This is a genomic window from Pseudothioclava nitratireducens, from assembly GCF_029210495.1.
GTDB classification, from domain to species: domain Bacteria; phylum Pseudomonadota; class Alphaproteobacteria; order Rhodobacterales; family Rhodobacteraceae; genus Pseudothioclava; species Pseudothioclava nitratireducens.
Window position 1 is genome coordinate 1 of sequence record NZ_JARGDK010000012.1, and the last position, 21,767, is coordinate 21,767.

Here is a 21,767-nt window from a genome sequence, read left to right on the forward strand (position 1 = left end):
CAGCATAACCACGAAAGCCGCCTGATCATGACCTCAGGCCATCTGGGAAATTACACCACCTTGACGGACGCTACCTCATCTCAGGTGGGTGCGACCCGAAGGTCACCCCTGAGCGCGTTAGAGCGCTGACCACGCTTCTGTCTTAGGCGCGGGGCGCCGATTCAGGCGTATCAAGCCATTCCTCATGGGTGGGGTGCAAGCTCCACCCCGAGAAACTGACGACTGCTCAGGAAAAGGAGAAGCCTGCATCCATCGCGAAACAGGCCTGCAACGTCTCCTCATACTCCAACAGGTCTGAAAGGCGCCAGCGCGTAGAACGATCTCCGATGCGGACCGGCGCAGGAAACGAGCCCTTTCCCCTCCAACGCCAGATGCTGTCGGTAGAGACGCCATAGCGGGTAGCGACCTGCTCGACGGACAGAAAGAATTGCTCGGGATTAGTAGCTTCCATGAAGTATATACTCAGACTTAGGCCAGACAATCCGCCCCTTCTGATCTACTTATTCGGCTGCAATTAAAGATTGTCGCATGGGAGCGCAAAAAAATCGAGTTCCCGTGATGCACGATCGTGACGCGGGTAGGCATGTTAACTCCAAGAGAAAGGCAACCAAGACCAGAATGTAGCCCCCATGTAGCCCAGCACGACAACGGAACGGCACAGCCGTGATAGGAGTTAACAAACTTCTCTTATTTTTAAGGATTTTTAGTGGTGCCCGGAGGCGGATTCGAACCACCGACACGCGGATTTTCAATCCGCTGCTCTACCAACTGAGCTATCCGGGCACTCTGGGCCTCGCGGCCTTCGGTGGAGGGTGAATAGACGAGGCCGCGAGGGCTGTCCAGAGGGTTTTCGTGATTTTTTCGCCGCTGTTTCGCGAGCGCTGGCAAACTGTCGTCGCGCCTTACTTCGACCCGCAAGAAACCCAGGGGAACCCTAGTGGCGAGGCGGCTCATCCGCGTCGAACGCACTGCCCGGAGCACGCTCTTCTTCCTCGGCCATATCGCCGGGGATCACATAGGAGCCGTTCAGCCATTTCGCCAAGTCGATATCGGCGCAGCGTTTGGAGCAGAACGGGCGATATTTCGGGTCGGCCTCTTTCTGGCAGATGGGACAGCTCATGCGCCCCCCCCCATCAGCACGGAGAGCGCCACGCGATCGCGTTTGCGCTGCATCTCGAAATTGCCAAGCGGCGTCCAGCCGGCAAGGCTCGTCTCCGCTGACTCGCCACGCAAGGCTGCGCGCAACTGCTGTTCGAGCGCCTGACGATCCCGCTTGGGCACCGGGGCGAAGTCGATGGTGATCTGCCCCCCAAGACCCCGCAGCCGCAACTGGCGCGGAAGCTCACGGGCCGCCGCGATGTTTGCCTTCAGCGCCGCCGCAGGCGAGGTATCCCGCCCGGTATTCACATCGACCGCGATCAGCGCGCGCGTGGGTTCGATCATCATATGCGCGCCGCTCGGCAGCTCGATGCGCGGGCCAAGCAACGCGTCGACCGCATCGAGCACACCGTGATCCTCGAAGCCGCCCTCAACCACCTCATCCGGGGCGGGATCAGCCCAGTCGCGCCATGCCTCTTCATGCGGGCCGGGCGCATCGACGAGCAATTCCGGGCCACCCTCAAGATCCGCGCCGACCGCCTCGGCAAGCGCGCGCATCTGGCCGATATCATCGGCGATGTCATCGAGCGCCGCGCTCTCGCAGGCCGAGCGCAGGATAAGCCCCATCTCGGAGCCCGCCATCACCTCTTCGGCCAATGCTTTGAGCTCGGCGCGCGCATCTTCCTCCTGAATCCGCCGCGACACATTCAGCCCCGGCGCACCCGGCGTCACGATTGCATAGCGCGACTTGAACAAGAGCCGCAGCGAGACCGGAACGGCCTTGCCGGATTCCGCCCCGCCCGAGACCTGACAGATCACCGTCTGCCCCGGACGCAAGCCCTTGACCTCACGAAGAAAACCCGTTTCGCCTTCGGGAAGATCGACAAAGACGCCCCCCTGGCCCTTCATCTGGCGACCAACCACGCCCCGGCAAATTGCACCGGGCGCCAACGGCACCACGTCGGAACTGTCGAGGATGAGGTCCAGAAGCTGGCCATCTTCCATCAGAGCGGCGGCTTCAAGCCCGTTCAGATGATCCAGCAGAACAACACGGCCCTTCATGGCGTCTCCTCTCCAGCGCGAATTCCGGCGGCGGCCAGCAGCGTCGCGGTCTCTGCCAGCGGCAGGCCCACAACGGCGGTGAACGAGCCTTGCAGCCACGGGATGAAAGCCCCCGCACGACCTTGAATCGCGTAGCCACCTGCCTTGCCCTGCCATTCGCCGCTGGCGAGGTAGAGGTTCACATCCTCATTGGACAGCGGACGGAATTTCACCACTGTATCGACGAGCCGCTCGCGCAGCCCATCGACGGTCCGCACGGCGATGGCGGTCATCACATGGTGCCGCCGCCCCGACAGCAGCCACAGAAACTCGGCCGCTTCTTTTTCGTTTTCGGGTTTTCCAAGGATACGGCGCCCGCAGTTGACGGTCGTGTCAGCCGAGAGGATCACCTCGTCGCCCGCACACTCCAGCGCCAGCGCCTTTTCCCGTGCCATGCGCGCCACATAGTCGCGCGCAGCTTCGCCCTTGAGCGGGGTCTCGTCGATATCGGCCGGGCGCACGGCATCGGGCACCAGACCGATCTGGCCCAGAAGCTCGTGCCGCCTCGGGCTTGCAGACCCCAGAACCAGTTTCACGGGGCTTACTTGAAGCGGTAGTTGATACGACCCTTCGTGAGGTCGTAGGTGTTCATCTCGACCTGAACGCGGTCGCCAGCCAGAACGCGGATGCGGTTCTTGCGCATCTTGCCTGCCATATGTGCGATGATCTCATGGCCGTTTTCCAGCTCGACCCTGAACGTCGCATTCGGCAGGAGTTCCTTCACGACGCCGGGAAATTCGAGCATTTCTTCCTTGGCCATGGTCACTCCATATTCATCCGCCCGCCAAAAGCTGCGGGCGCGGCTTAAATGCGCCTCGGCGCGGTAAATATCAAGCGCTATGTCAGGATTTGCGGGGGTTTTCCCGGGCGAAAGCGCCTTTTCCGATACGCGCACCCTGTTCGGACCAGTGCCGGAAGGGCAAAACCGCACCATCGCGGCGGCTTTGTGCGACAAGGTTCAGATCGAGATCGGCATAGGTCCAGCCCGGCTGATCCAGCACCCCTTCCGCGATCACGCCCGTTTCCGGCCAACCGCGATCGGCGGGGCCAAAGATCCCGGCGGCACCGCGGTTCTCGTCGATGGCAGGGCACCAGAGCGCCCCGCCCACGGTCGGCGCCTGCACCGTCACGCATTGGTTTTCCAGCGCCCGCGCCATCGCCCCCACCCGGACGCGGCTGTAGCCCGCGACGGTGTCCGTGCAGGACGGAACCAGAAGGATCTCGGCGCCCCGCTCGCACAGATCGCGCGCCAGCAGCGGGAACTCGCTGTCGTAGCAGATCACGATGCCGATCTTGCCCAGCGCAGTCTCGAACAGCGTCAGCCCGTGCAGCCCCGCATCGACGCGCCACTCTTCGCGCTCGAACCGGGTCATGATCTGCTTGTCCTGATGCCCGATCAGCCCCGATGGCCCGAAGAAACTCGCGCGATTGACGCGCCGCCCGCTCTCGATGACCGGGCCCGAGGGCGCAAGAACATAGACGCCATGCTCCGCCGCGAGCCGCGCGAAAAGCGCGTCCATCTCTGGACGGTGCCGGGCCACTTCAAGCAAGGCGGCCTCCAGATCGGCGGCGACCTCTGCTCCGCCAAGGCTCGCCAGCTCCATCGCGCCATATTCAGGAAAAACAAGAAGCCGCGCGCCGTTCTCAGCCGCCTCGGCCACCCAAGCAAGGGCCTTTGCCTCGAAACCCGACCAGTCGTCGAACCAGTCCAGCGGATAGGCCGCAGCAGCGACGCGAAGCACACTCACAGCGCCCGCCCCCAGAATTGCAGGGCCTTCTCGGTCTGATGATCCTCGCCCAGATCGGTCCATTTGAAGCGCGCGATCACGCCCTCCATCGGCACATAACCGCGTTTGCGCCAGAACGGATCGAGCGGCGCATAATCGGCGGGGCGCAGCGGATGATCGGCAGGTCGGATCACCGAACAAAACACCGAATGCACCCGCCCAAGCGCCCGGGCATGGGCCTCTCGGTGGTCGAAGAACGCATGTCCCACGCCATGCCCACGATACTCGGGCAATAAAACCGACTCCGCGCAGTAGAACACCTGATCGAGCGCGAGGCCCGTCCCGGCGAAAGGCGCCGCAAAGTCCTCGGCGTGATCCTCGAGCGGCGTGCCCGTGGCCGCGCCCACCAGCCGCGCACCATCGAACGCCCCCACAACGATCGCCGCATCGGAATTGCGGTAGCTCTCCAGATAGCGCCGCTCATAGTCGAGCGAGCCGTCATATATATATGGCCAGTCGCGAAACACCGCGATCCGCAACCGCGCGACATCGTCCAGTGCCCCATCAAGCGCCGCTCCGGTGAGCGTGCGGACCTCCATCACGAGACCTGCCGGACCCAGTCCGCAAGATTGTAATAGGTCGTCACGCGGGTGATCCGGCCCGCCTCGAGATCGAAGAAAGACCCCGCAGGCAAGACATACTTCTGACCACGTGCCACCGGCAAGTCTCCGTCCGTCTCCAGATAGACGCCATGCACCACGAACTCCGCCGCCGCGCGCGTGCCCAGATCGTTCGCCATGATGACGATATCGGCCAGGTGCTCTTTGTAGCAGCGGGTCATGTGGGCGTTGAATGCGCGGAACGCCTCGGGGCCGCGGCGTATTTCCCCCTCATTCACATGATGCTCAAAATCGGGAGAAATCAGCGCCTCCATTCCGGTGGTATTTCCCGCATTGAACGCATCGTAATAGGCGGAAATCGTGGCCAGAGCCTGAGCGCGGGGCATGGGATCACTCCTGAATTGGGGGGCCGAAACGTGCGATAAGATGACCGCGTATCTGGTCACGGGTCTGACGATAGGCCGCGAGCTTGGCCTCGCGCCCCTCGCCAATCCCGGTTGGGTCCATGATTGGCCAATATTCCACATCCAGATGGAATATACGCGTCATTTCAAGTGCTTGATGCTGCGACGCAGGCGAGAGCGCAACCACCAGATCGAAAGAGGACAGATCGTCGCCCAATTGCTCCAACTCGTCGAAAGAGCGCGAACGATGGCGATGCAGGTCGATCCCGATCTCATCCATCACGGCAATCGAAAAGCCGTCGATCTCCATATCGGACTTCACACCCACCGACTGCACATAGCAGCCGGTGCCATAGAATTTCTTCATCATCGCTTCGGCCATCGGCGAGCGCGTCGCGTTGTGATCGCAACAGAAGAGCACCGAAGAGGGAAGACCGGTCATCAGCGCATGCCCCTCACTTTTGCGGCGCCAGAACGCAGATCAGGGTAAACAGCCGCCGCGCCGTGTCGATGTCGAGTTCGGCCTTGCCCTCAAGCCGCTCTTGCAGCACGCGGGCACCCTCGTTGTGGATGCCACGACGGGCCATGTCGATGGCTTCGATCTGACCGGGCGGCAGCTTCTTGACCGCTTCGAAATAACTTTCGCAGATCTGGAAATAGTCCTTCACTACTTGCCGGAACGGCCCGAAGGACAGATGGAATTCCGCCAGCTTTTCGCCAGCTTCCGTCTGGGTATCGAACACCAGCCGCCCGTCGCGCACCGCAAGCGTGAGCGCAAAGGGCCCCTCGGGCGGAGGCAGATCGTCGCGCCCCGGAAGCACGAAGCTGTTGTCTTCGAGCAGATCATAGACCGCGACGCGGCGCTCTTGCTCGATTTCGGGGGTGGGCGCGGGCAAGCCGCTATCGTCGATCTCCAGACGTGCGATCCGCGACATCATCCCTCTCCTTCATTCAGCGCGTCGAGCCGGGCGCGCACCGACAGGCCATGCGCCTCGAGGCTCTCGGACTTGGCCAGAACCTCGGCGGACGGACCAATAGCCTTGAGCGCCTCGGGGGTCATCTTGGCAAGGGTCGTGCGCTTGAGGAAGTCGAGAACCGACAACCCGCTGGAGAAACGCGCCGAGCGGGCGGTCGGAAGCACATGGTTCGGCCCGCCTATATAGTCACCGATCGCTTCGGGCGTGTAGGCGCCCAAGAAGATGGCACCCGCATGGGTGATCTCGGCACTCAGCGCGTCCGGATCGGCCACGCACAGCTCAAGGTGTTCGGGCGCCACGCGATTTGAAAGCGCCGCCGCCTCTGATAGGTCACGCGTCACGATCACCGCGCCGAAATCGCGCCAGCTCGGCCCCGCGATGGCACGCCGCTCGAGCGTTTCGAGCCGCTTCTCCACCGCCTCCGCGACGGCGCGGCCAAACCCGGCATCGGGGGTGATGAGAATGGATTGCGCGCTCTCGTCATGCTCGGCCTGGCTCAGCAGATCGAGCGCGATCCAGTCCGGGTCGCCGGTGCCGTCGGCAATCACGAGAATCTCGGACGGGCCCGCGATCATGTCGATGCCGACCTTGCCAAAGACCCGCCGTTTCGCCGCCGCCACGAAGGCGTTGCCGGGGCCGGTGATCTTGTCCACGGGCGCAATCGTATCGGTGCCATAGGCCAGCGCCGCCACCGCCTGCGCTCCGCCGATCCGGTAGACCGTGTCCACGCCCGCGATCTGCGCGGCCAGCAGAACCAGCGGATTGACCACACCACCCGGCGTCGGACAGACGACGACCAGACGCTCGACGCCTGCCACCTTGGCGGGGATCGCGTTCATCAAAACCGAGGACGGATAGCTCGCAAGCCCGCCCGGCACATACAGCCCCGCCGCCGACACGGGCGTCCAGCGCCAGCCCAGCATCGCGCCGGTCGGTTCGGTCCAGCTTTGATCCTCGGGCATCTGGCGTTCGTGATAGGCACGGATGCGCTTGGCGGCGAGTTCAAGCGCCGCGCGCTCCGCCGCCGGCACTTTCGCGATCTCGGCCGCGATCTCGGCCTCCGAGAAGGCCAGCGTTTCGGGCTTGAGCGCCAGCTTGTCGAATTTCGCCGTCAGCTCGATCACCGCCGCATCGCCGCGAGCGCGCACATCCGCGATGATATCCGCGACGATGGCATCCACATCGGGGCTGTCCTCGCGCTTCATACCCAGAAGGGCCGCGAAGCGGGTCTCGAAATCGGCGGTGGTGGTGTCGAGGAACTGCGGCATCTGACTCTCCTTGTCAGGCAACGGGATAGTGCCTTCCGCGGCCCTTGCCAAGCGGCGCGCACCCTCACACCCCGGATGCGCTTTCATCAAACCCGAAATACGCCTGCCGGAGGCTCCGCCGGGGCCGTTTGCGCTTAGTCCGGGTGGCGGGGCGCTTGCCCCGAAACGGCACGATACGGCCGCGTGACATCCCGCAGATCGACCGAGAGGCATTCGACCTCTGCGGCAATCGCACCGTCCCCCGCGAGCGTCAGTTCGATCCGGCCCGCACCGTCCTCGCCCGCGACGAAGCCCAGATCGAGCACCGAGAGCACGAGATCCTTGTCCGCCCGGTCGATCCCCATCGAGGACACGCGCCGCACATCCGAGATGACCAAAAGTGATTGCACCCGCTCATAGGGGCGCTTCTCGGCCTCTGCGGCGGGTTTGTCTTCCCAGCGGAAGCGGTTGATCAGAAAGGCCAGACGACGGGCCTTGGCCTCCCAGACGATTTCCGAGGCCGGCAGGACGGCATCCTGCACCAGCGCCGCGATCACGCCCAGATCCTCGGCCGTTTCGGCCCGCAAGGCGAGCGGCTGCTCGCCCCCGTCTTCGAAGCGCGCGTCGCTCATGAGGCTTTCACCCGCTCGATCTTGGCGCCCACCGCCGAGAGCTTGTCCTCGACATGTTCATAGCCGCGGTCAAGGTGGTAGACGCGGCTCACGATGGTCTCTCCCTCTGCGGCAAGCCCCGCGAGGATCAGCGACACCGAGGCGCGCAGGTCGGTCGCCATCACCGGCGCGCCCTTGAGGCGGTCCACCCCGTGCACGGTCGCGTGGCCGCCATGCACCTCGATCTTCGCGCCCATCCGGGCGAGTTCGGGGGCGTGCATGAAGCGGTTCTCAAAGATTTTCTCTTCCAGCACCGAAGTCCCCTCGGCGGTGCACAAAAGCGCCATCATCTGCGCCTGAAGGTCGGTCGGGAAGCCCGGGAAGGGCTCAGTCACGACATCGACCGCGCGCACCCGGTCACCCTTGCGGCTGACCTTGAGGCCCGTCGCGGTTTCCTCGACGCCGATCCCCGCCGCGTCCAGCTTTTCGCAGAAGCTCTCGACCAGTTCGATCCGCCCGCCAAGGCATTCCACCTCGCCGCCGCAGATCGCGGGGGCCAGCATATAGGTGCCAAGCTCGATCCGGTCGGTGACGACCGGGTGGGTCGCGCCGTGCAGGCGGTCGACGCCTTGGATCTCGATGGTCGAGCTCCCCTCGCCCTCGATCTGCGCGCCCATCGCCCGCAGGCAGCGCACCAGATCGACGATTTCCGGCTCGCGCGCGGCGTTCTTGAGGACACTCGTGCCCTTGGCAAGCACGGCCGCCATCAGGAAGTTCTCGGTCGCGCCGACAGAGGCAAAGCGCATCTCATGCACCGCACCCTTGAGCCCACCTTGCGTCTTGGCGTGGAGGTACCCCTCCTTCAGCTCGATCTGCGCGCCCAGCGCTTCGAGCGCGTCGATATGGATATCCATCGGACGCGCGCCGATCGCACAGCCGCCCGGCAGCGATACGACCGCATGACCGAGCCGCGCGAGCAGCGGGCCAAGCACCAGATTCGAAGCGCGCATCTTGCGGACGATTTCATAGTCCGCCACCGGGTTGATCTCGCCATGGCTCGACATGGCCTGCACCTTGCCCGATTGCAGCGAGGACACCTCGGCCCCGAGGCTCGCCAGCAATTCGGTCATCGTGCGGATGTCCGACAGACGCGGCGCGTTGGTGAGCGTCAGCGGCTCCTCGGACAGAAGCGTCGCCGGCATCAGCGCGAGACAGGCGTTCTTGGCCCCCGCGATCGGGATCTGCCCCTTCAGCGGGCCGTTCCCATGCACGATAATCTGATCCATCGTTACGCGTCCTTTTTCTCGTCGCCATCGGCCTTGCGGGCGCGGGCCTGTTGCTTGCGCTTTTGCAAATTGGCTCGCAACGCCGCGCGCAGCCGCTCTTCGCGAGCGGTCTCCGAGGGCGATTTGGCCTTGCCAGTCTGGGTGGGTTTGTCACTCATCGCCCCCTCTCTAGCGGCTCTGGGAAAATGTGTCGAGAGAGGGTGCAGATTTGTGCTTGCACGGGTCGGGAAATGCCGCTACATCCCCGCCCACGGTCGAAACGGACCGAACCGGCGCTGCTGTAGCTCAGGGGTAGAGCACTCCCTTGGTAAGGGAGAGGTCGAGAGTTCAAATCTCTCCAGCAGCACCACTCCAATCCCACGCAATCAAATATTTCCCAAGCATTCTCAGGCTGTCTTGGGATGTCGCGCGGGAGCCAACCGGCAACCAAAACGCGCAATTACAGGGCGGGCGGGGCTGGGCAACCGACCACGGCGGATGCCCGAAGGTCTTGCTTTGCGCGGTTGCGCGGGCTGACACCTTGCCGTTCCGATGTTGTGCCATGAGCCCTTGCCCCGCCGCCTGCCTGCTTACCAAGCCTGAACGGTTGGTCCGACGGTCAATTCGCTGACATTGGTATCCGCCGGTTGCTCGATGGCGAACGCCACGACATTGGCGATCCGGTCAGGGGTGATGCCGACTTGTTCATATAGCGCGGCCATGCCTGCGGCGGTGCCCGGCTCGCTGATTGTGTGCAGCAGTTCAGTGTTGATCGCCGCCGGGTAGATCGTCGCCGTGCGGATATTGGTGCCTTCCATCGCCGATTCCATGCGCAGAATCTCCATGAAATCGCGCACGAAGAATTTCGTGCCGCCATAGACGGCCGCCGCAGGATAGGCCTTGAGACCTGCCACGGAGGAGGTCGCAATCACATGGCCGGACTTCTGCGCGACAAACGCGGGCAGCACAGCGGCGACGCCATTGAGAACACCCTTGATGTTGATATCGACCATTTCGTGCCAATCGTCGGTCTTAAGCGCCGAGAGGGGCGAACTGGGCATGATCCCGGCATTGAGGAAGATCACGTCGATCCGGCCATAGGTTTCGGTAGCCAGCTTGACGATCGCGTCGTTCTCGGCCTGTTTGGTGACATCGAGCGTCTGCCAGATCGCCTCGCCGCCTGCGGCACGGATCTCCTCGGCCAGAGCCTTGAGCTTATCCTCGCGGCGCGCCCCAAGCACGACCTTCGCACCTTTCGAGGCCAGCAGTCTGGCAGTGGCCGCGCCGATGCCCGATGAGGCGCCGGTGATGATGATAACCTTGTCTTTCATGTCTTTACTCCTTTGAATGAGAGGCTCAGCCAAGCTGTGTCACGCTGAATGGATGGGTGCCGCGGACGCGCAGCGGAGCGATGGACCCTTCGACCCGTCCGAGCCGGATCAACCCACGCGCATAGCGATAAGGGGCGTAGAAGAACACGAGGTTGCCCCAGGGCGCATAGGTGCAGACATCACCCACCGCCGGGTCCGAATAGGCCTCGGCCCCGTCCTCGGTGAGCTTGCGCGGCAAATAGGCGATCTTCTCGTTTTGCGCGTAATCCTCGATCGTCAGGCTGAGCGGCAAGAGCGAGACCAGATCGCGCGCGGCGGGCGTATCCAGCAGGCTGACGATGAACTCCTGATCCGCAAAACTGCATTTGAGGCGCATGGGCGACTCCTTGGGATTGGCCCGAGCGGCGCGGACCGTCGGCGCGCAGAGTGCCCCGCAGATCAGGCCGCGCCGGGTGATTGCGCTAGGCTTGGGCGAGATATTCGGCATCGCTCACCAGCTCCATCCAGGTGACGGTCTCGCCGTCGATCGCTTCGTGAATGGCAATATGAGTCATCGCCACGCCGGGTGCAGCGCCGTGCCAATGCGGCTCATCCGCGGAAATCCAGATAACGTCGCCGGGGAAAATTTCTTCGATCGGGCCGCCTGCGCGTTGAACCCGACCACGACCGGACGTCACGATCAGAGTTTGTCCCGCCGGATGCGTGTGCCACGCGGTGCGTGCGCCCGGCTCGAAGGTGACAGCAGCGCCGACCACACGACCGGGGGGTTCGGCTCGCAACAAGGGGTCGATGCGCACATTGCCGGTGAACCAGTCGTCCGGCGCCTTGACCGAGGGCGTGCTGCCTGCGCGGGTAATTTTCATGGTGGGCTCCGCTTTCCGGGTTGCATGGTTGTTATATGGCCGCGCAAGACCTATTGATTAGAGATCGCGGGTCGCTTGCACTTATCGACAGAATTCATGAATGGGTCGCCATGCCAAAGACCGATTTCAAGGACCTCATGTGGTTCCTGACCGTCGCCGATGAGGGCAATTTTACCCGCGCAGCGGCGAAACTGGGTGTCGTGCAATCGACCCTGAGCCACCGGATCAAGCGGCTTGAGACCCGGATGGGGATACGTCTGTTGTCCCGCACCACGCGCTCGGTCTCGACCACGGAGGCGGGGGAGCGGTTGCGCCGCACGCTCGCGCCGCGTGTCGCCGAGATCGAAGAGGAAATCGCCGCGCTTCTGGAACTGCGCGACAAGCCCGCAGGCACGGTGCGGATCACGCTTTCGCTACACGCGCTGACCCAACTGATCTGGCCAAAACTGCGGCCGGTGCTGCGCGACTATCCCGATATCCGTCTCGAACTGAACGTCGACAGCGGGTTTCGTGACATCGTCGAGGACGGGTTCGACGCGGGCATCCGTCTTGGCGAAAGCGTCGAGCATGACATGATCGCATTGCGGGTCGGAGCGGACTGGCGGCTGGTCGCGGTTGCGTCGCCCGGCTATCTGGCGACCCATGACCGCCCCACCCATCCCCAGGACCTTCTGGCGCACGACTGTATCAATCGGAGGCTGACCACGGCAGGCGGGCTCTACGCCTGGGAATTCGAGAAGGACGGCAAGGAGTTGCGGGTGCGCGTGGACGGTCGCCTGACACTGAACGACGAGGCGACGATCGTCGCGGCCGCCCTCGATGGGGTGGGCATCGCCTATGTCCCCGAGGACATGGTCGCGGCGCATCTGGAAAGCGGCGCGCTGGAGCTGCTATTGGACGACTGGTCGCCGCGCTTTGCCGGCTATCACATCTATTACCCGAGCCGCCATCAGAACCTGCCTGCCTTCAAGGTCGTGGTCAGCGCCTTGCGGCATTGAGGCCCCACGCTCAGCCCTGCGGGCAAAGCCACCCCTCAGCCTGCGCGCGGCCGGTGGAATGCGTTTCGCGCCTTCTCGGCCTTCGCACGGATCACACAGCCTTCGGCGTGATCGTTCAACAATCCCATGGCTTGCATGAAGGCATAAACCGTGGTCGGCCCGACGAATTTCCAGCCCCTCTTGCGCAACTCTTTCGCGAGTCTTTCGGAGGTGGGCGAGACAGAGCGGCTTTGCGGGGCGATATCCTCCTCTTCCGGCTCGAACCGCCAGAGAAACGCCGCCAACGATCCCTCCGCCTCGACAAGCTCGCAAGCGCGACGGGCGTTATTGATGACCGCCTCGATCTTGCCGCGGTGCCGGACGATACCCGGATCTGCCAGCAACCGCTCGACATCAGCGCTATCAAACAGGGCGACTTTGCGGAAATCGAACCCCTCGAAAGCCTCGCGGAAATTTTCGCGCTTGGCGAGGATCGTGCGCCAACTCAGCCCCGACTGAAAGCTCTCAAGGCATATCTTCTCGAAGAGCCGGATGTCGTCCGCAACCGGGAAACCCCATTCGGTATCGTGATAGGCAAAGAACTCCGGCGCGGCGGAACACCACCGGCAACGTGGTTGGCCATCGGGTCCGGGAACGGTGCCGGTCATGCCGACACCTTGAGAAAATCGAGCGCGGGCGCGGTCTTTTTCGGATCGATCTCATGGGTTTCGGCCACCACGACACCCTGCACGACGAACGGATCAGTGGCGATGCGGGCATCGTGCTCTGCGCGACTTTCGCCGCGCGCAAGGATCGCGCCACCGGCTGCGGGCATCAGCGTGCCGGCGCAAAGGAATGCGCCATCGTCAAAGCCCTGCGCAAGCCAGTCGTTATGGGCCGCCAGATAGTCCGGCGCCGCCGCCCGGTTCCCGGCAAATTTCAGGAAAGTGACGAACATGAGCGCTCCTTATTGGCGGCGAGCAGATGGCACTGTGTTGCCAAGAGAATAGGACAATCGACCTGGACACGTCACGGAAGAATATCCCCGACCGCCTTGTTCGATCCGCATGCGCTCGACACGAGGACATCGCCGGGTCCGGCGCACATGCAGAACGGGTTCAGACCCTCCTCCCTGCTGTTGGCAAGATGAGATATGCCCGCCTTACATGCCCCAGGGCATTGGTGCGACGGGGGCGCAGCGGCTCTGAATATCGACCAGCGCGCCCTGCCCTGCGGGCGCGTTGACAGCCAGCACCACCTCGTTGAGATGCACGGCCATCGCGCGGCTCATCCGCGGATCGCGCCGCTCGGCAATCGCCTCGAGCATCTCGACGGGTCCGAGCGCGTAATTCATCACCGAGCCGTTCTTCGCCTTGAGCTTGGGGTGACTTGCCCCGGTCGGGCGCAGGCGGCGGCCAAAGGGCAGCTCGATCAGGTTGCCATGGACCAGCATCCGCTTGCGCAGCCGCACCGCCGATGACGGGTTCCAAACATCGCCCACCTCAAGCACCCCGTCATCGCCGATGATGCGGATCGAATGATCACGCGGTGCGAGGATCGAGCAGGTGAGCCGCATTACCGGCCCGGCCTCGAAATAGACCGTCGCCGAGGCATAATCAGGCGTCTGCCCCGCGACACCCTTCTTTTCGGGCAAGAGGCACGCGCCCGCCGACACCACCCGCGTCACCGAGCCGAAGCAGGCGATGAACCAAGACAGGTGATAGCCCGCGTGTTCCAGCGTGCAGCCCACCTCGAATTCGTTGCGATAGGGCCAGGGCGCGCCGCTCTCGCTGCGCCAGCTTTCGAGCGGCGCTTGGGTCAGGAACCCGTCATCGAGTTCGGCGTAGATCAGGCGCGGCGCGCCGATCCGGCCCTCCCGAAGGGAGCGCGCCATGATCTGTGCGGATTCGCCCAAGAAACTGCACGGCGCCGAGGCCAGATGCACGCCCTGCGCCGCGGCAAGGTCATCGAGTTCCCGCGCCTCCTCAAGGCTGAGCGCGAGGGGTTTTTCGGAATAGGTATGGCAGCCCGCGCCGAGACTCGCGCGGTTCACGCTCAGATGCGCCGCCGGATTCGTGAGGTTGAGCACGATGCCATCGCGCGGGTGCGCCGCCAGCGCCGCCTCCAGACTATCGCGGCGCGGCACATCCCAATAGCGGCAAAAGGCTGCCGCCCGCTCGGGGTCGCTGTCGTAAGCACCCGCCACAGCGACGCCCGGATAGCACCGCAGCGCGCGCATGTAGAAATCGGCCACATAACCGCATCCAATCACCGTGACGGCGCTCATCTGCGTGCCCCAGACTGTCCCTTATCGCCGCGCAGCGGATTCGCGCGGCTGGGAACAGCCTAACCGCTCACAGCACGAAGACCTGCGCGCGGCACCGAAAAACCTGTGAAATCGGCAAGAATCCCCGCCAGCGCGCCGCGCAGTGATGAGAAATCGGGCAGATCGGACGCTCTGACGCGCGCGACACGCCCGCATCAATGCACGCGCGGTGTCGATTCGCGGCCTTAGCCGAGCGCCACGAGATGATTGTCCCAGGACAGCTCTGCCCGGGTCAGCGGGGTCAACCGCCCGTCCGCAACGCGCGCGACAAGCCCCTGCCCATCGGTCGCAAGAAAGCCACCCTCGGCACAGGGGCCAAGCCCGCAGATATCGGCGCGCGCTACGGACCAAAGGGGCTGACCCTCGGCCGAGAAGGCCTGCACACGGCCGCCGCGCGGGCTGGTAATGGCAACTTGCTGACCGCCGGGCGCGAAGGCGACAGAGCCGGCATAGCCCTCCATTGCGAACATTTCCTCGGGGGCCGGATCGCAGAGGATCGGCGTTGCGCCACGCCGATGCAGCCCCAAGAGCGGCACCGGCTCCATCAGGTCGCCCTGCCACTGCATCGCAAAGGCCACAAGCCCATCGCCGCGCAGCGCCAAATGGCGGATCGAGTTCTGCCAAAGATCGGGCAGCTCGACCGTTTCCAGCACCTCTCCCTCGGGCGAGAGATAGCTCAGGTTTGGGCGCATCGTATCGAGGTTGAGGGGCGTGCGATCCTCGGGGTCGGTCTGGATGCCGCCATTTGCGACAACCAGATCCTCCGAGCCGGGCAGGCGGCGAATCTCATGGGGGCCAATCCCGTTCGACGAAAACTCGCCAATCCGGCGATAGCCCTGCGCCGCATCCCACAGCCCGATCATCCCCGCCGACCCTTCGGCGACGACTTCGGAGGTATAGAGCACCGCACCATCGCCCGAATAGGCGCCATGGCCGTTGAACTGGCGTCCCTCGGGCGGGGTCAGCCGCGCCATGGTCGCGCCGCTCGCACAGTCGATCACCAGCGCGAAGGTGCCCGGACGGCGCGCGAAGGCGACGGCCTCGGGGCGCGTGGGATGAGCGGTGGCGGCATGGCCGCGCGACGGCATCGGCTGCGAGAACAGCACCGCGCCAGAGGCCGCGATCCCATAGAGCGCGTGGGTCCCCTCGGGGGTGCGGGCGGCGGCCAGATAGGCGGGCGCGCCCAGATCGGCCCAGCTCAGGCGAGGCACCGTCGTGGCCGCAGCCAGCGAGGCGAGAAACGCGCGGCGATCCATGGCTCAGTCTCCGTCAGCAGCGTTGAACCCGGCAGTGACACCCAGAACCGCGCCGATCTCGGCCAGCGCGGCATCATGGGCGAGCCGGATATTCTGCTGCAAAATCTCGACCTTGAGGCGCGAGCCGGGCTCGGAAACCCCTGCGAAAACCGGATCGTTCAGCGCCTCGGCGCTGGCGATGGCCCGCGCGAAAGCGGCCTCGGTATTGGGGATGTCGCCCATGCCCTGCGCCAGCGCGCGGGCATAGTCGCGCAACGCGAGAAGCGACAGCGTCACGTTCTGGAGCGAACGTCCGGAGTTCAGCGCCTCGGCGCGTTCGGGGCGCGGCTTGTCGAAACTCCCCAAGGGGCGGCCAAGGCGTTGATCCGCGTTGAATTCGAGCCCCGAGATCAGTTGCGTGAAAAGCGCCTGTCGCGCTTCGGCCACGGTCAGGAATTGGGTGTTGCCCTCGGCCCCGGCGTTCAGCAGCAGATCGGCATAGCCCCCCGTCCAGCCCGCCTCGACCGACTGCGCCATTTCGGCCAGATCGGCGCTGAGCGCGCGGCGCAGGTCGCAGGCATAGGCGCCCTCGGTGAAGGTCGGCTCGTAGATCAGCCGCTCGAGGCCAAAGAGCCCGCGCGCCGCGACCGAGATTTGCGCCATGCCGGCGGGATCGAGCAGGTCCGGGTCGGCTTTGGTCAGCATGCCCTCAAGCTGTCGCGCGCCAATCGCCTTGGGGTCGGGCCAGAAGGCGATGGCCAAAGCGCGCCCCTTCTCTTCGACCGGGCCAAAACGCAGATGCGCCACCTCGAGCCATGCGTCGAAGGTGGCGTTCCACGGGGCCTTGAGCGCTTCGGGGGTGCAATCGGCCTCTGCCGCCTGCGCGAGTGCGCCGGTCGCCCGCGTGAACCCCGCATAGCCGGGCAGGATATCCTTGGAAATCGCTTCGGGCACATCGGCGCGGGCGGGTTCAAGCGCCGGGGCCGCGCAAAGCGTGGCGGTCAGAAGGGACAGGATCGTTTGGCGCATCAGAGGCTCTCCAGAAAGCGGATCAGTGCGGCGCGGTCGGCCTTGGGTAACGCGGTGACCCTATCACGGGCCGCCCGCGCTTCGCCACCGTGCCAAAGCACCGCATCCAGAAGCGTCTCGGCACGCCCGTCATGCAGGTAGCTTTCGCGCCCTGTCGCGGCCCGTGTCAGGCCAATGCCCCAAAGCGGCGGCGTGCGCCACTCGCCCGGCGCGGCATCGACGCCCGGACGCGCATCCGCCAGACCCGGCCCCATGTCATGGAGCAGAAAATCCGAATAGGGCCAGATGGTTTGCCCAGCCAGATCGGGGCGTGCGGCCTCGGCGCCGGTCTCGAAGCCCGGGCGGTGACAGGCCGCGCAGCCGATCTCATGAAAGACCTGTTCGCCGCGCAAGACCTCTGCGGCGGTCGGGTCGCGCCGCGCGGGCACCGACCGGCTGGAGAGATACAGCGCGACCAGATCGAGCGCCGCGCCCGAAACCTCGCGCCCATCGCGCAGGCCCGCATCCTCGCCATGCGGCATTGCGCGGCACGCCTCGGTCGGGCAATCGCCCGCAGGGTCCGGGTAAAGCGGCGTCGAGAGGCCCAAATCGTGGGAAAAGGCCTGTGCTGACTGATCCGCGATCGTCGCCATCTCGGCCTTCCAGCCAAAGCGGCCCAGCGCCTCTTGCCCAAGCGCACGGGACGAGACATTGGCCGCGCGGCCCGAGATGCCATCGCCGTCGCGGTCCTCCGGGTCCGCACCTGATCGAATGGCGGCCTCGGGGATCGCTTCGATCAGACCAAGGCCCACGAGCGGCGGTGCCACCCGCAGCGCAAGCGTCACGGGGTCACTTGGAGCGGGGGTGATCTCCGCGACGGGGCGGCGGAGCGCGACCTCGGTTCCGTCCTCAAGCCGCACCGAAACCCGCTCAAAACGCAGCGCCATGTGGCCTTCGGGGCGAAGCCCGGTCGCTGCACGGTCCTGCACCTGACTGCCCAGAACGGGGTGCGGGATTGGCGCGTCCGCACCCGGCTGTGAGAGTTTCAGCACCGCACCAAAGCCCTGCCCGCCCTCGGGAAGATGCCCGCGCCCGTTACCGGGATGGCAATTGACGCAAGCGCGCGCGTTGAACAATGGCCCAAGACCATCCGAGGCCCGCGTCGCGGTCGGCGCGGGTACCCAGAGTTTCTCGAACAGCGCGCGCCCGAGCTCCGCGTCGAGCCCCAGCATCAGATCGAGCCCCGGCGCGGTGGCTTGCAGCGCCTCGGGACCCGCAGAGCCTGTGGCCGCCCCACCCGGATGCAGCTCATCCGCCGCACCCGCCGACGCGGCGAGGAGGCAGACAAGAAGGCAGCGGGTCATGAGAAGAAGGCGGGGCATAGCGGGCATCGGCTGGCCGGGCGACCCAAGGGCCGCCCGTTTGGATTATTGGAAAACAGCGCTCGGGTTGTCGAGGCTGTCAGAGCCTTCGACCTCGATCGCGGCGCCCAGCGCGCTCACCGCCCGCTCGATCGAACGGGTCTGCGCCACCAGCGCCTCGACCGCACCTTCGATCAGCGCGCGGCCCTCATCATTGCCCATGGCGAGCATCTGGTCATAGGCCATCCCGCTTTCGGCACGCTCTTTCAGACGGCCCAGCGCCGCCACCGACAGGTCCAGCTCGCTGCGCAGTTGCGCATCCACCTCGGGCGCACGCGCCGCCACCAAATCGGAGAGCGACGGGCCGCTCACCTCCCTGCCGTCGATCCGGGTATAGCTGCCGGTGTAGACGTTCCGGATGCCCACCCCGTCATAGTAATGCGACAGGTGGGTCATGTCCGAGAAGCAGTCATGCTCTTCCTCGGGATCATGGAGCATTAGGCCCAGCTTGATGCGTTCGCCTGCGAGTTCGCCGTAAGACAGCGAGCCCATCCCGGTCAGAATTGTCGAGATACCCGCCTCGGGGGCTTCGAGCACAGCCGCGCGCGCGGCACCGCCCTCAGCCCAGTTTGCAGCCATCTCTTGCAGGTCCGCGATCAGAAGATCGGTCGCTGCGCGCAGATAATCCGCGCGGCGGTCGCAATTGCCACCCGTGCAATCGGCCCCTTGAATGAAATCCGTGTAAGGGCGCTCCCCCGCCCCCGCATCGGTGCCGTTCAGGTCCTGCCCCCAGAGCAGGAATTCGATGGCGTGATAGCCGGTCGCGACATTGGCCTCGATCCCCTCGGCCTCGTGCAGCACCTCGCCCAACAGCGCCGGCGTGATCTCGGTCGCGTCGATCTCTTGCCCGGCGATGGTCAGGGTCGGGTTCGCAATGACGTTGAGCAGCGCGTAGTCGTTTTCCTCGTTCACGGCCGCCGAGCCCGGATCGACATAGTCGATCAGCCCCTCGTCGAGCGGCCAGGCGTTCACCTTGCCCTCCCAGTCATCGACGATGGCATTGCCGAAACGGAAGGCCTCGGTCTGCTGGTAGGGGATGCGGGCCGCGACCCATGCGGCGCGCGCGGCCATGAGTGTCTCGGGCGAAGGCGCGGCGATCAGCGCCTCGACCGCCGCGCGCAGCGACTCGGCGGTGGCGACGCTATCGCCATACCCGGCTTCGGCAATATCGGCATAGGTGTCGAGCACCGCAAGCGTGGCAGGCGCATCGGCATGGGCCAGAAGCGGAGCGGAAATCAGGGCGGTCGTTGCGATACAGGCGGTCAGGGTGCGGGTCATGGCGGTCCTCGGTTCAGTATTCTCCCAATGCCGAGAATAACTGACTTAATGAGTCAGATTTGTAAACCCGATTTTTTTACTAAAGATTTCCTCCGATGCATTCCCCAGTCCGGGCCGATTCGATCTCCAAGCACCACCACCGGCCTGAAATGCAAATAGCCGCACCCGAGGGCGCGGCTTGTGCGGTTACAAGTCAGACAGATCTTACTTGATCTTGCCTTCTTTGTATTCAACGTGCTTGCGGACAACCGGATCGTATTTGTTCACGGTCATCTTTTCCGTCATGGTGCGGGCGTTCTTCTTGGTCACATAGAAGTGCCCGGTGCCCGCCGTCGAGTTCAGACGGATCTTGATCGTCGTCGGCTTCGCCATTTTCTCTCTCCTAGAGTCGGGCACACGCGCATCGGGCGCGACACCCTCGAAATCCTTGAAGCCCGCCTTTTACCGAGGCGCAGCCCGGAGTCAACCAAGAAACCGGACCACGCGCCGAATTTTTCGCATTCCCTGCACCGGATGCAGGCCCCGCGCTCAGACGGTCGGCTTGCCCATCGCGTGATGGATCTCGAGCACCTTGGGCGCCTCGAGCCCAAGGGCCGCCGCCAGATTGGCGAGATACTGCTTCTCGGCCTCGGTATCGACCGAAATCACCATGAGCGCCGCCGAATAGACCTGCGCCTTGGTGGCATCGGTCGCGGCGGAGGCCAGTGCCGAGATGTCGATCGGCGCGTCGAGTTCGGCCTCGACAAAGGCGATCTCTTCATCCGACGCATCGCCCAGATGGTCGAGGATCTTCGCCCGCTCCTCTGCGTCAATCTCGCCATCGGCCTTGGCAGCCTGAATCATCGCGCGGATCATCAGCTTGGCCTGCTCTTCCATCATCGCATTGACCGGGGTGCCGGAGGTGACAGCGCCGAGCATATCGCCCAGCCCCTTCGCACCTGCCGCCGCGGCGCCGGTCATCGCAGTCATCAAGCCGCCAAGACCCGCCTCGGTCGCCTCGGTCGCGGTGGCAGCCTGATCCCCGAACTTGGCGAACATATCGCGCACGGCCGCCTTACCACCGGGAACTCCGAACTTCTCCGCCATTTCGCCCATCTGGTCAGCCATGCCGCCCTCGGCACCCGCGTTGCGCAGCGCGTCTTTCATGCCATCGAGCCCGCCCGCCTTGCGGAACTTGTCAACGCCCTTTGCGGCGGCGAAACCCACGGCCAGAGTTGCCAGTGTCTTAACGAAGCTCATGCTAAACCCCCTTATTTAATGGTCGGGCGAAGTGTTGCGCCAATGCGGGCCCATGTCCAATGATTCCCCGCCAGGCGCGGATCAGACGGCGGCGATAACCGCCTCGAGCATGGTCTTGACCTTGGAGGCGACCTCGCCGAGCCCTTCATTCTCCACCGCCTGCATCGAGGCGATCGGGTCCACGGCAGACACCTCGACGCCCTCGTCGAGCTGACGCAGGATCACGTTGCACGGCAGCATGGCACCGATCCGCGGCTCGTGCCCGATGGCCGTGAAGGCAAGCTTCGGGTTGCACGCCCCGAGGATCTTGTAATGCGCCATGTCCTCGCCAAGCTTGGTCTTCATCGTGGCCGCCACGTCGATCTCGGTCAGAACGCCGAAACCGCCATCGGCAAGCGCCTTGCGCGTGCGGGCCTCGACCTCGGCGAAGTCCGCGTCCGTGATGATGCGGTCGATCGTGTAACTCATAGCGTCCTCCTTGATACCTTTCGATCAAGGTCGGCACGCGCCCCCGCAAGATCAAGACGAGGGCAACGATTTGTTGAAAATTTGCGCGGATGGCCTGTAAGCCGGATTTTGTTCCGGGGGTCGCCCCCCTTCGATGACCATTCCTCTGGCCCTGCGATTGCTCGCAGGATCTAGCCGCCAACCCGGACCGCTCGGGGCGAAGCTCCCCTGCCGCAAGCGGCGCGCGATCCCTATTCGGCGTTGCTCCCGGTGGGGCTTGCCGTGCCGGTTCGGTTGCCCGTCCCGCGGTGGGCTCTTACCCCACCGTTTCACCCTTACCCTGCAAGCAGGGCGGTTTGTTCTCTGTGGCGCTTTCCGTCGGGTTGCCCCGCCCGGGCGTTACCCGGCACCGTCGCTTCATGGAGTCCGGACTTTCCTCGCCCGCCCAGCTATCCGCCGAAGCGGAGCTATGAGCGAACGCGGCCATCCAGCCATCCGCGCGCGCCTGCCTTACGCCCGCAAGGCCGGGAACGTCAAGACGAAGGGGGCTTTCCGCCCCCTCTGGGCTACGCCCATTCACCCCCGAGGATAT

At 64.7% G+C, this 21,767-nt stretch carries 28 protein-coding genes, 2 tRNA genes and 1 other RNA gene; 2 read left to right on the forward strand and 29 right to left on the reverse strand.

Annotated features, from left to right (window positions below; genetic code table 11):
• Window positions 1-226: 226 nt before the first annotated feature.
• The 15 genes from P0X85_RS12775 to P0X85_RS12845 all read right to left on the reverse strand — a co-directional run bounded on the left by P0X85_RS12775 (window position 227) and on the right by P0X85_RS12845 (window position 9,229).
• Window positions 227-451: a helix-turn-helix transcriptional regulator gene (locus P0X85_RS12775; RefSeq protein WP_275813955.1), complete on the reverse strand. Its 225-nt coding sequence runs from the start codon at window positions 449-451 to the stop codon at window positions 227-229.
• A gap of 256 nt (window positions 452-707) precedes the next feature.
• Window positions 708-783 (reverse strand) — tRNA-Phe (locus P0X85_RS12780).
• A 151-nt stretch (window positions 784-934) separates the two neighbouring features.
• Window positions 935-1,120, reverse strand: coding sequence for a DNA gyrase inhibitor YacG (locus P0X85_RS12785; protein WP_275813958.1), 186 nt, complete (start codon window positions 1,118-1,120; stop codon window positions 935-937).
• Complete coding sequence (locus P0X85_RS12790) at window positions 1,117-2,160, reverse strand: ribonuclease E/G (protein ID WP_275813961.1); 1,044 nt, start codon at window positions 2,158-2,160, stop codon at window positions 1,117-1,119. Before P0X85_RS12790 ends, P0X85_RS12785 begins: the two co-directional genes overlap by 4 nt.
• A complete protein-coding gene (locus tag P0X85_RS12795) occupies window positions 2,157-2,735 on the reverse strand; it encodes a Maf family protein (RefSeq protein WP_275813964.1) in 579 nt (192 codons plus the stop codon). The genes P0X85_RS12790 and P0X85_RS12795 overlap by 4 nt, the downstream gene beginning before the upstream one ends.
• 5 nt (window positions 2,736-2,740) lie before the next feature.
• The gene (infA, locus tag P0X85_RS12800) at window positions 2,741-2,959 is read right to left on the reverse strand and encodes a translation initiation factor IF-1 (protein WP_022707441.1); all 219 of its coding nucleotides are present in this window, start codon (window positions 2,957-2,959) and stop codon (window positions 2,741-2,743) included.
• Window positions 2,960-3,041: 82 nt separating this feature from the next.
• A complete protein-coding gene (locus tag P0X85_RS12805) occupies window positions 3,042-3,947 on the reverse strand; it encodes a carbon-nitrogen hydrolase family protein (RefSeq protein WP_275813971.1) in 906 nt (301 codons plus the stop codon).
• A complete protein-coding gene (locus P0X85_RS12810; RefSeq protein WP_275813974.1) occupies window positions 3,944-4,525 on the reverse strand; it encodes a GNAT family N-acetyltransferase in 582 nt (193 codons plus the stop codon). The genes P0X85_RS12805 and P0X85_RS12810 overlap by 4 nt, the downstream gene beginning before the upstream one ends.
• Window positions 4,525-4,932 (reverse strand): ketosteroid isomerase-related protein, encoded by a 408-nt coding sequence (locus P0X85_RS12815; protein ID WP_275813977.1) that lies wholly within the window; start codon window positions 4,930-4,932, stop codon window positions 4,525-4,527. The genes P0X85_RS12810 and P0X85_RS12815 overlap by 1 nt, the downstream gene beginning before the upstream one ends.
• A gap of 4 nt (window positions 4,933-4,936) precedes the next feature.
• A complete protein-coding gene (locus P0X85_RS12820; RefSeq protein WP_275813981.1) occupies window positions 4,937-5,392 on the reverse strand; it encodes an arsenate-mycothiol transferase ArsC in 456 nt (151 codons plus the stop codon).
• A 13-nt stretch (window positions 5,393-5,405) separates the two neighbouring features.
• Entirely contained in the window at window positions 5,406-5,885 is a 480-nt protein-coding gene (locus tag P0X85_RS12825; protein ID WP_275813983.1) for a UPF0262 family protein, read from the reverse strand.
• On the reverse strand, window positions 5,885-7,195 hold the full coding sequence (gene hisD / locus P0X85_RS12830) for a histidinol dehydrogenase (protein ID WP_275813986.1): 1,311 nt from the start codon (window positions 7,193-7,195) through the stop codon (window positions 5,885-5,887). Before hisD ends, P0X85_RS12825 begins: the two co-directional genes overlap by 1 nt.
• Window positions 7,196-7,329: 134 nt before the next feature.
• Complete coding sequence (locus P0X85_RS12835; RefSeq protein WP_275813989.1) at window positions 7,330-7,806, reverse strand: DUF2948 family protein; 477 nt, start codon at window positions 7,804-7,806, stop codon at window positions 7,330-7,332.
• On the reverse strand, window positions 7,803-9,071 hold the full coding sequence (gene murA, locus P0X85_RS12840) for a UDP-N-acetylglucosamine 1-carboxyvinyltransferase (protein WP_275813992.1): 1,269 nt from the start codon (window positions 9,069-9,071) through the stop codon (window positions 7,803-7,805). The genes P0X85_RS12835 and murA overlap by 4 nt, the downstream gene beginning before the upstream one ends.
• A 2-nt stretch (window positions 9,072-9,073) precedes the next feature.
• Window positions 9,074-9,229, reverse strand: coding sequence for a hypothetical protein (locus P0X85_RS12845; protein WP_275813995.1), 156 nt, complete (start codon window positions 9,227-9,229; stop codon window positions 9,074-9,076).
• A 116-nt stretch (window positions 9,230-9,345) separates the two neighbouring features.
• On the opposite strand from P0X85_RS12845, the gene P0X85_RS12850 reads away from it, so the two are divergent.
• Window positions 9,346-9,420, forward strand: a tRNA-Thr gene (locus tag P0X85_RS12850).
• Window positions 9,421-9,640: 220 nt separating this feature from the next.
• Here the strand turns inward: P0X85_RS12850 and P0X85_RS12855 are convergent.
• The 3 genes from P0X85_RS12855 to P0X85_RS12865 form a co-directional block, all read right to left on the reverse strand.
• A complete protein-coding gene (locus P0X85_RS12855) occupies window positions 9,641-10,381 on the reverse strand; it encodes an SDR family oxidoreductase (RefSeq protein WP_275813998.1) in 741 nt (246 codons plus the stop codon).
• Window positions 10,382-10,406: 25 nt separating this feature from the next.
• On the reverse strand, window positions 10,407-10,757 hold the full coding sequence (locus P0X85_RS12860; RefSeq protein WP_275814001.1) for a cyclophilin-like fold protein: 351 nt from the start codon (window positions 10,755-10,757) through the stop codon (window positions 10,407-10,409).
• Between the two features lie 85 nt (window positions 10,758-10,842).
• The gene (locus tag P0X85_RS12865) at window positions 10,843-11,244 is read right to left on the reverse strand and encodes a (R)-mandelonitrile lyase (protein WP_275814004.1); all 402 of its coding nucleotides are present in this window, start codon (window positions 11,242-11,244) and stop codon (window positions 10,843-10,845) included.
• A gap of 110 nt (window positions 11,245-11,354) precedes the next feature.
• On the opposite strand from P0X85_RS12865, the gene P0X85_RS12870 reads away from it, so the two are divergent.
• A complete protein-coding gene (locus P0X85_RS12870; RefSeq protein WP_275814007.1) occupies window positions 11,355-12,242 on the forward strand; it encodes a LysR family transcriptional regulator in 888 nt (295 codons plus the stop codon).
• Window positions 12,243-12,277: 35 nt separating this feature from the next.
• Here the strand turns inward: P0X85_RS12870 and P0X85_RS12875 are convergent, their stop codons facing one another.
• The 11 genes from P0X85_RS12875 to rnpB form a co-directional block, all read right to left on the reverse strand.
• Window positions 12,278-12,889: a DNA-3-methyladenine glycosylase I gene (locus tag P0X85_RS12875; RefSeq protein WP_275814010.1), complete on the reverse strand. Its 612-nt coding sequence runs from the start codon at window positions 12,887-12,889 to the stop codon at window positions 12,278-12,280.
• On the reverse strand, window positions 12,886-13,179 hold the full coding sequence (locus tag P0X85_RS12880; protein ID WP_275814013.1) for a YciI family protein: 294 nt from the start codon (window positions 13,177-13,179) through the stop codon (window positions 12,886-12,888). Before P0X85_RS12880 ends, P0X85_RS12875 begins: the two co-directional genes overlap by 4 nt.
• 204 nt (window positions 13,180-13,383) lie before the next feature.
• The gene (locus P0X85_RS12885) at window positions 13,384-14,508 is read right to left on the reverse strand and encodes a Gfo/Idh/MocA family protein (RefSeq protein ID WP_275814016.1); all 1,125 of its coding nucleotides are present in this window, start codon (window positions 14,506-14,508) and stop codon (window positions 13,384-13,386) included.
• 224 nt (window positions 14,509-14,732) lie between these two features.
• The gene (locus P0X85_RS12890) at window positions 14,733-15,803 is read right to left on the reverse strand and encodes a DUF1513 domain-containing protein (protein WP_275814019.1); all 1,071 of its coding nucleotides are present in this window, start codon (window positions 15,801-15,803) and stop codon (window positions 14,733-14,735) included.
• A 3-nt stretch (window positions 15,804-15,806) separates the two neighbouring features.
• A complete protein-coding gene (locus P0X85_RS12895) occupies window positions 15,807-16,811 on the reverse strand; it encodes an imelysin family protein (RefSeq protein WP_275814022.1) in 1,005 nt (334 codons plus the stop codon).
• The gene (locus P0X85_RS12900; RefSeq protein WP_275814025.1) at window positions 16,811-18,172 is read right to left on the reverse strand and encodes a di-heme oxidoreductase family protein; all 1,362 of its coding nucleotides are present in this window, start codon (window positions 18,170-18,172) and stop codon (window positions 16,811-16,813) included. Before P0X85_RS12900 ends, P0X85_RS12895 begins: the two co-directional genes overlap by 1 nt.
• A 45-nt stretch (window positions 18,173-18,217) precedes the next feature.
• Window positions 18,218-19,489: an imelysin family protein gene (locus P0X85_RS12905; protein WP_275814028.1), complete on the reverse strand. Its 1,272-nt coding sequence runs from the start codon at window positions 19,487-19,489 to the stop codon at window positions 18,218-18,220.
• 204 nt (window positions 19,490-19,693) lie between these two features.
• Window positions 19,694-19,861, reverse strand: coding sequence for a 50S ribosomal protein L33 (gene rpmG, locus P0X85_RS12910; protein ID WP_011750518.1), 168 nt, complete (start codon window positions 19,859-19,861; stop codon window positions 19,694-19,696).
• Between the two features lie 156 nt (window positions 19,862-20,017).
• Entirely contained in the window at window positions 20,018-20,728 is a 711-nt protein-coding gene (locus P0X85_RS12915; protein ID WP_275814032.1) for a tellurite resistance TerB family protein, read from the reverse strand.
• Between the two features lie 81 nt (window positions 20,729-20,809).
• Entirely contained in the window at window positions 20,810-21,196 is a 387-nt protein-coding gene (locus P0X85_RS12920; protein WP_275814035.1) for a DUF302 domain-containing protein, read from the reverse strand.
• Between the two features lie 81 nt (window positions 21,197-21,277).
• Window positions 21,278-21,674: RNase P RNA component class A (gene rnpB / locus P0X85_RS12925), an RNA gene on the reverse strand.
• Window positions 21,675-21,767 lie beyond the last annotated feature (93 nt).

What these genes read in the sequence shown, in the direction of transcription:
- P0X85_RS12865 (WP_275814004.1), bottom strand. Translation starts at nt 11,244, where the DNA reads ATGAAAATTACCCGCGCAGGCAGCACGCCCTCGGTCAAGGCGCCGGAC.
- P0X85_RS12790 (WP_275813961.1), bottom strand. Translation starts at nt 2,160, where the DNA reads ATGAAGGGCCGTGTTGTTCTGCTGGATCATCTGAACGGGCTTGAAGCC.
- P0X85_RS12815 (WP_275813977.1), bottom strand. Translation starts at nt 4,932, where the DNA reads ATGCCCCGCGCTCAGGCTCTGGCCACGATTTCCGCCTATTACGATGCG.
- P0X85_RS12825 (WP_275813983.1), bottom strand. Translation starts at nt 5,885, where the DNA reads ATGTCGCGGATCGCACGTCTGGAGATCGACGATAGCGGCTTGCCCGCG.
- P0X85_RS12810 (WP_275813974.1), bottom strand. Translation starts at nt 4,525, where the DNA reads ATGGAGGTCCGCACGCTCACCGGAGCGGCGCTTGATGGGGCACTGGAC.
- P0X85_RS12775 (WP_275813955.1), bottom strand. Translation starts at nt 451, where the DNA reads ATGGAAGCTACTAATCCCGAGCAATTCTTTCTGTCCGTCGAGCAGGTC.
- P0X85_RS12835 (WP_275813989.1), bottom strand. Translation starts at nt 7,806, where the DNA reads ATGAGCGACGCGCGCTTCGAAGACGGGGGCGAGCAGCCGCTCGCCTTG.
- hisD (WP_275813986.1), bottom strand. Translation starts at nt 7,195, where the DNA reads ATGCCGCAGTTCCTCGACACCACCACCGCCGATTTCGAGACCCGCTTC.
- rpmG (WP_011750518.1), bottom strand. Translation starts at nt 19,861, where the DNA reads ATGGCGAAGCCGACGACGATCAAGATCCGTCTGAACTCGACGGCGGGC.
- P0X85_RS12900 (WP_275814025.1), bottom strand. Translation starts at nt 18,172, where the DNA reads ATGCCCCGCCTTCTTCTCATGACCCGCTGCCTTCTTGTCTGCCTCCTC.
- P0X85_RS12895 (WP_275814022.1), bottom strand. Translation starts at nt 16,811, where the DNA reads ATGCGCCAAACGATCCTGTCCCTTCTGACCGCCACGCTTTGCGCGGCC.
- P0X85_RS12920 (WP_275814035.1), bottom strand. Translation starts at nt 21,196, where the DNA reads ATGAGTTACACGATCGACCGCATCATCACGGACGCGGACTTCGCCGAG.
- infA (WP_022707441.1), bottom strand. Translation starts at nt 2,959, where the DNA reads ATGGCCAAGGAAGAAATGCTCGAATTTCCCGGCGTCGTGAAGGAACTC.
- murA (WP_275813992.1), bottom strand. Translation starts at nt 9,071, where the DNA reads ATGGATCAGATTATCGTGCATGGGAACGGCCCGCTGAAGGGGCAGATC.
- P0X85_RS12890 (WP_275814019.1), bottom strand. Translation starts at nt 15,803, where the DNA reads ATGGATCGCCGCGCGTTTCTCGCCTCGCTGGCTGCGGCCACGACGGTG.
- P0X85_RS12785 (WP_275813958.1), bottom strand. Translation starts at nt 1,120, where the DNA reads ATGAGCTGTCCCATCTGCCAGAAAGAGGCCGACCCGAAATATCGCCCG.
- P0X85_RS12820 (WP_275813981.1), bottom strand. Translation starts at nt 5,392, where the DNA reads ATGACCGGTCTTCCCTCTTCGGTGCTCTTCTGTTGCGATCACAACGCG.
- P0X85_RS12885 (WP_275814016.1), bottom strand. Translation starts at nt 14,508, where the DNA reads ATGAGCGCCGTCACGGTGATTGGATGCGGTTATGTGGCCGATTTCTAC.
- P0X85_RS12880 (WP_275814013.1), bottom strand. Translation starts at nt 13,179, where the DNA reads ATGTTCGTCACTTTCCTGAAATTTGCCGGGAACCGGGCGGCGGCGCCG.
- P0X85_RS12860 (WP_275814001.1), bottom strand. Translation starts at nt 10,757, where the DNA reads ATGCGCCTCAAATGCAGTTTTGCGGATCAGGAGTTCATCGTCAGCCTG.
- P0X85_RS12905 (WP_275814028.1), bottom strand. Translation starts at nt 19,489, where the DNA reads ATGACCCGCACCCTGACCGCCTGTATCGCAACGACCGCCCTGATTTCC.
- P0X85_RS12915 (WP_275814032.1), bottom strand. Translation starts at nt 20,728, where the DNA reads ATGAGCTTCGTTAAGACACTGGCAACTCTGGCCGTGGGTTTCGCCGCC.
- P0X85_RS12855 (WP_275813998.1), bottom strand. Translation starts at nt 10,381, where the DNA reads ATGAAAGACAAGGTTATCATCATCACCGGCGCCTCATCGGGCATCGGC.
- P0X85_RS12875 (WP_275814010.1), bottom strand. Translation starts at nt 12,889, where the DNA reads ATGACCGGCACCGTTCCCGGACCCGATGGCCAACCACGTTGCCGGTGG.
- P0X85_RS12845 (WP_275813995.1), bottom strand. Translation starts at nt 9,229, where the DNA reads ATGAGTGACAAACCCACCCAGACTGGCAAGGCCAAATCGCCCTCGGAG.
- P0X85_RS12870 (WP_275814007.1), top strand. Translation starts at nt 11,355, where the DNA reads ATGCCAAAGACCGATTTCAAGGACCTCATGTGGTTCCTGACCGTCGCC.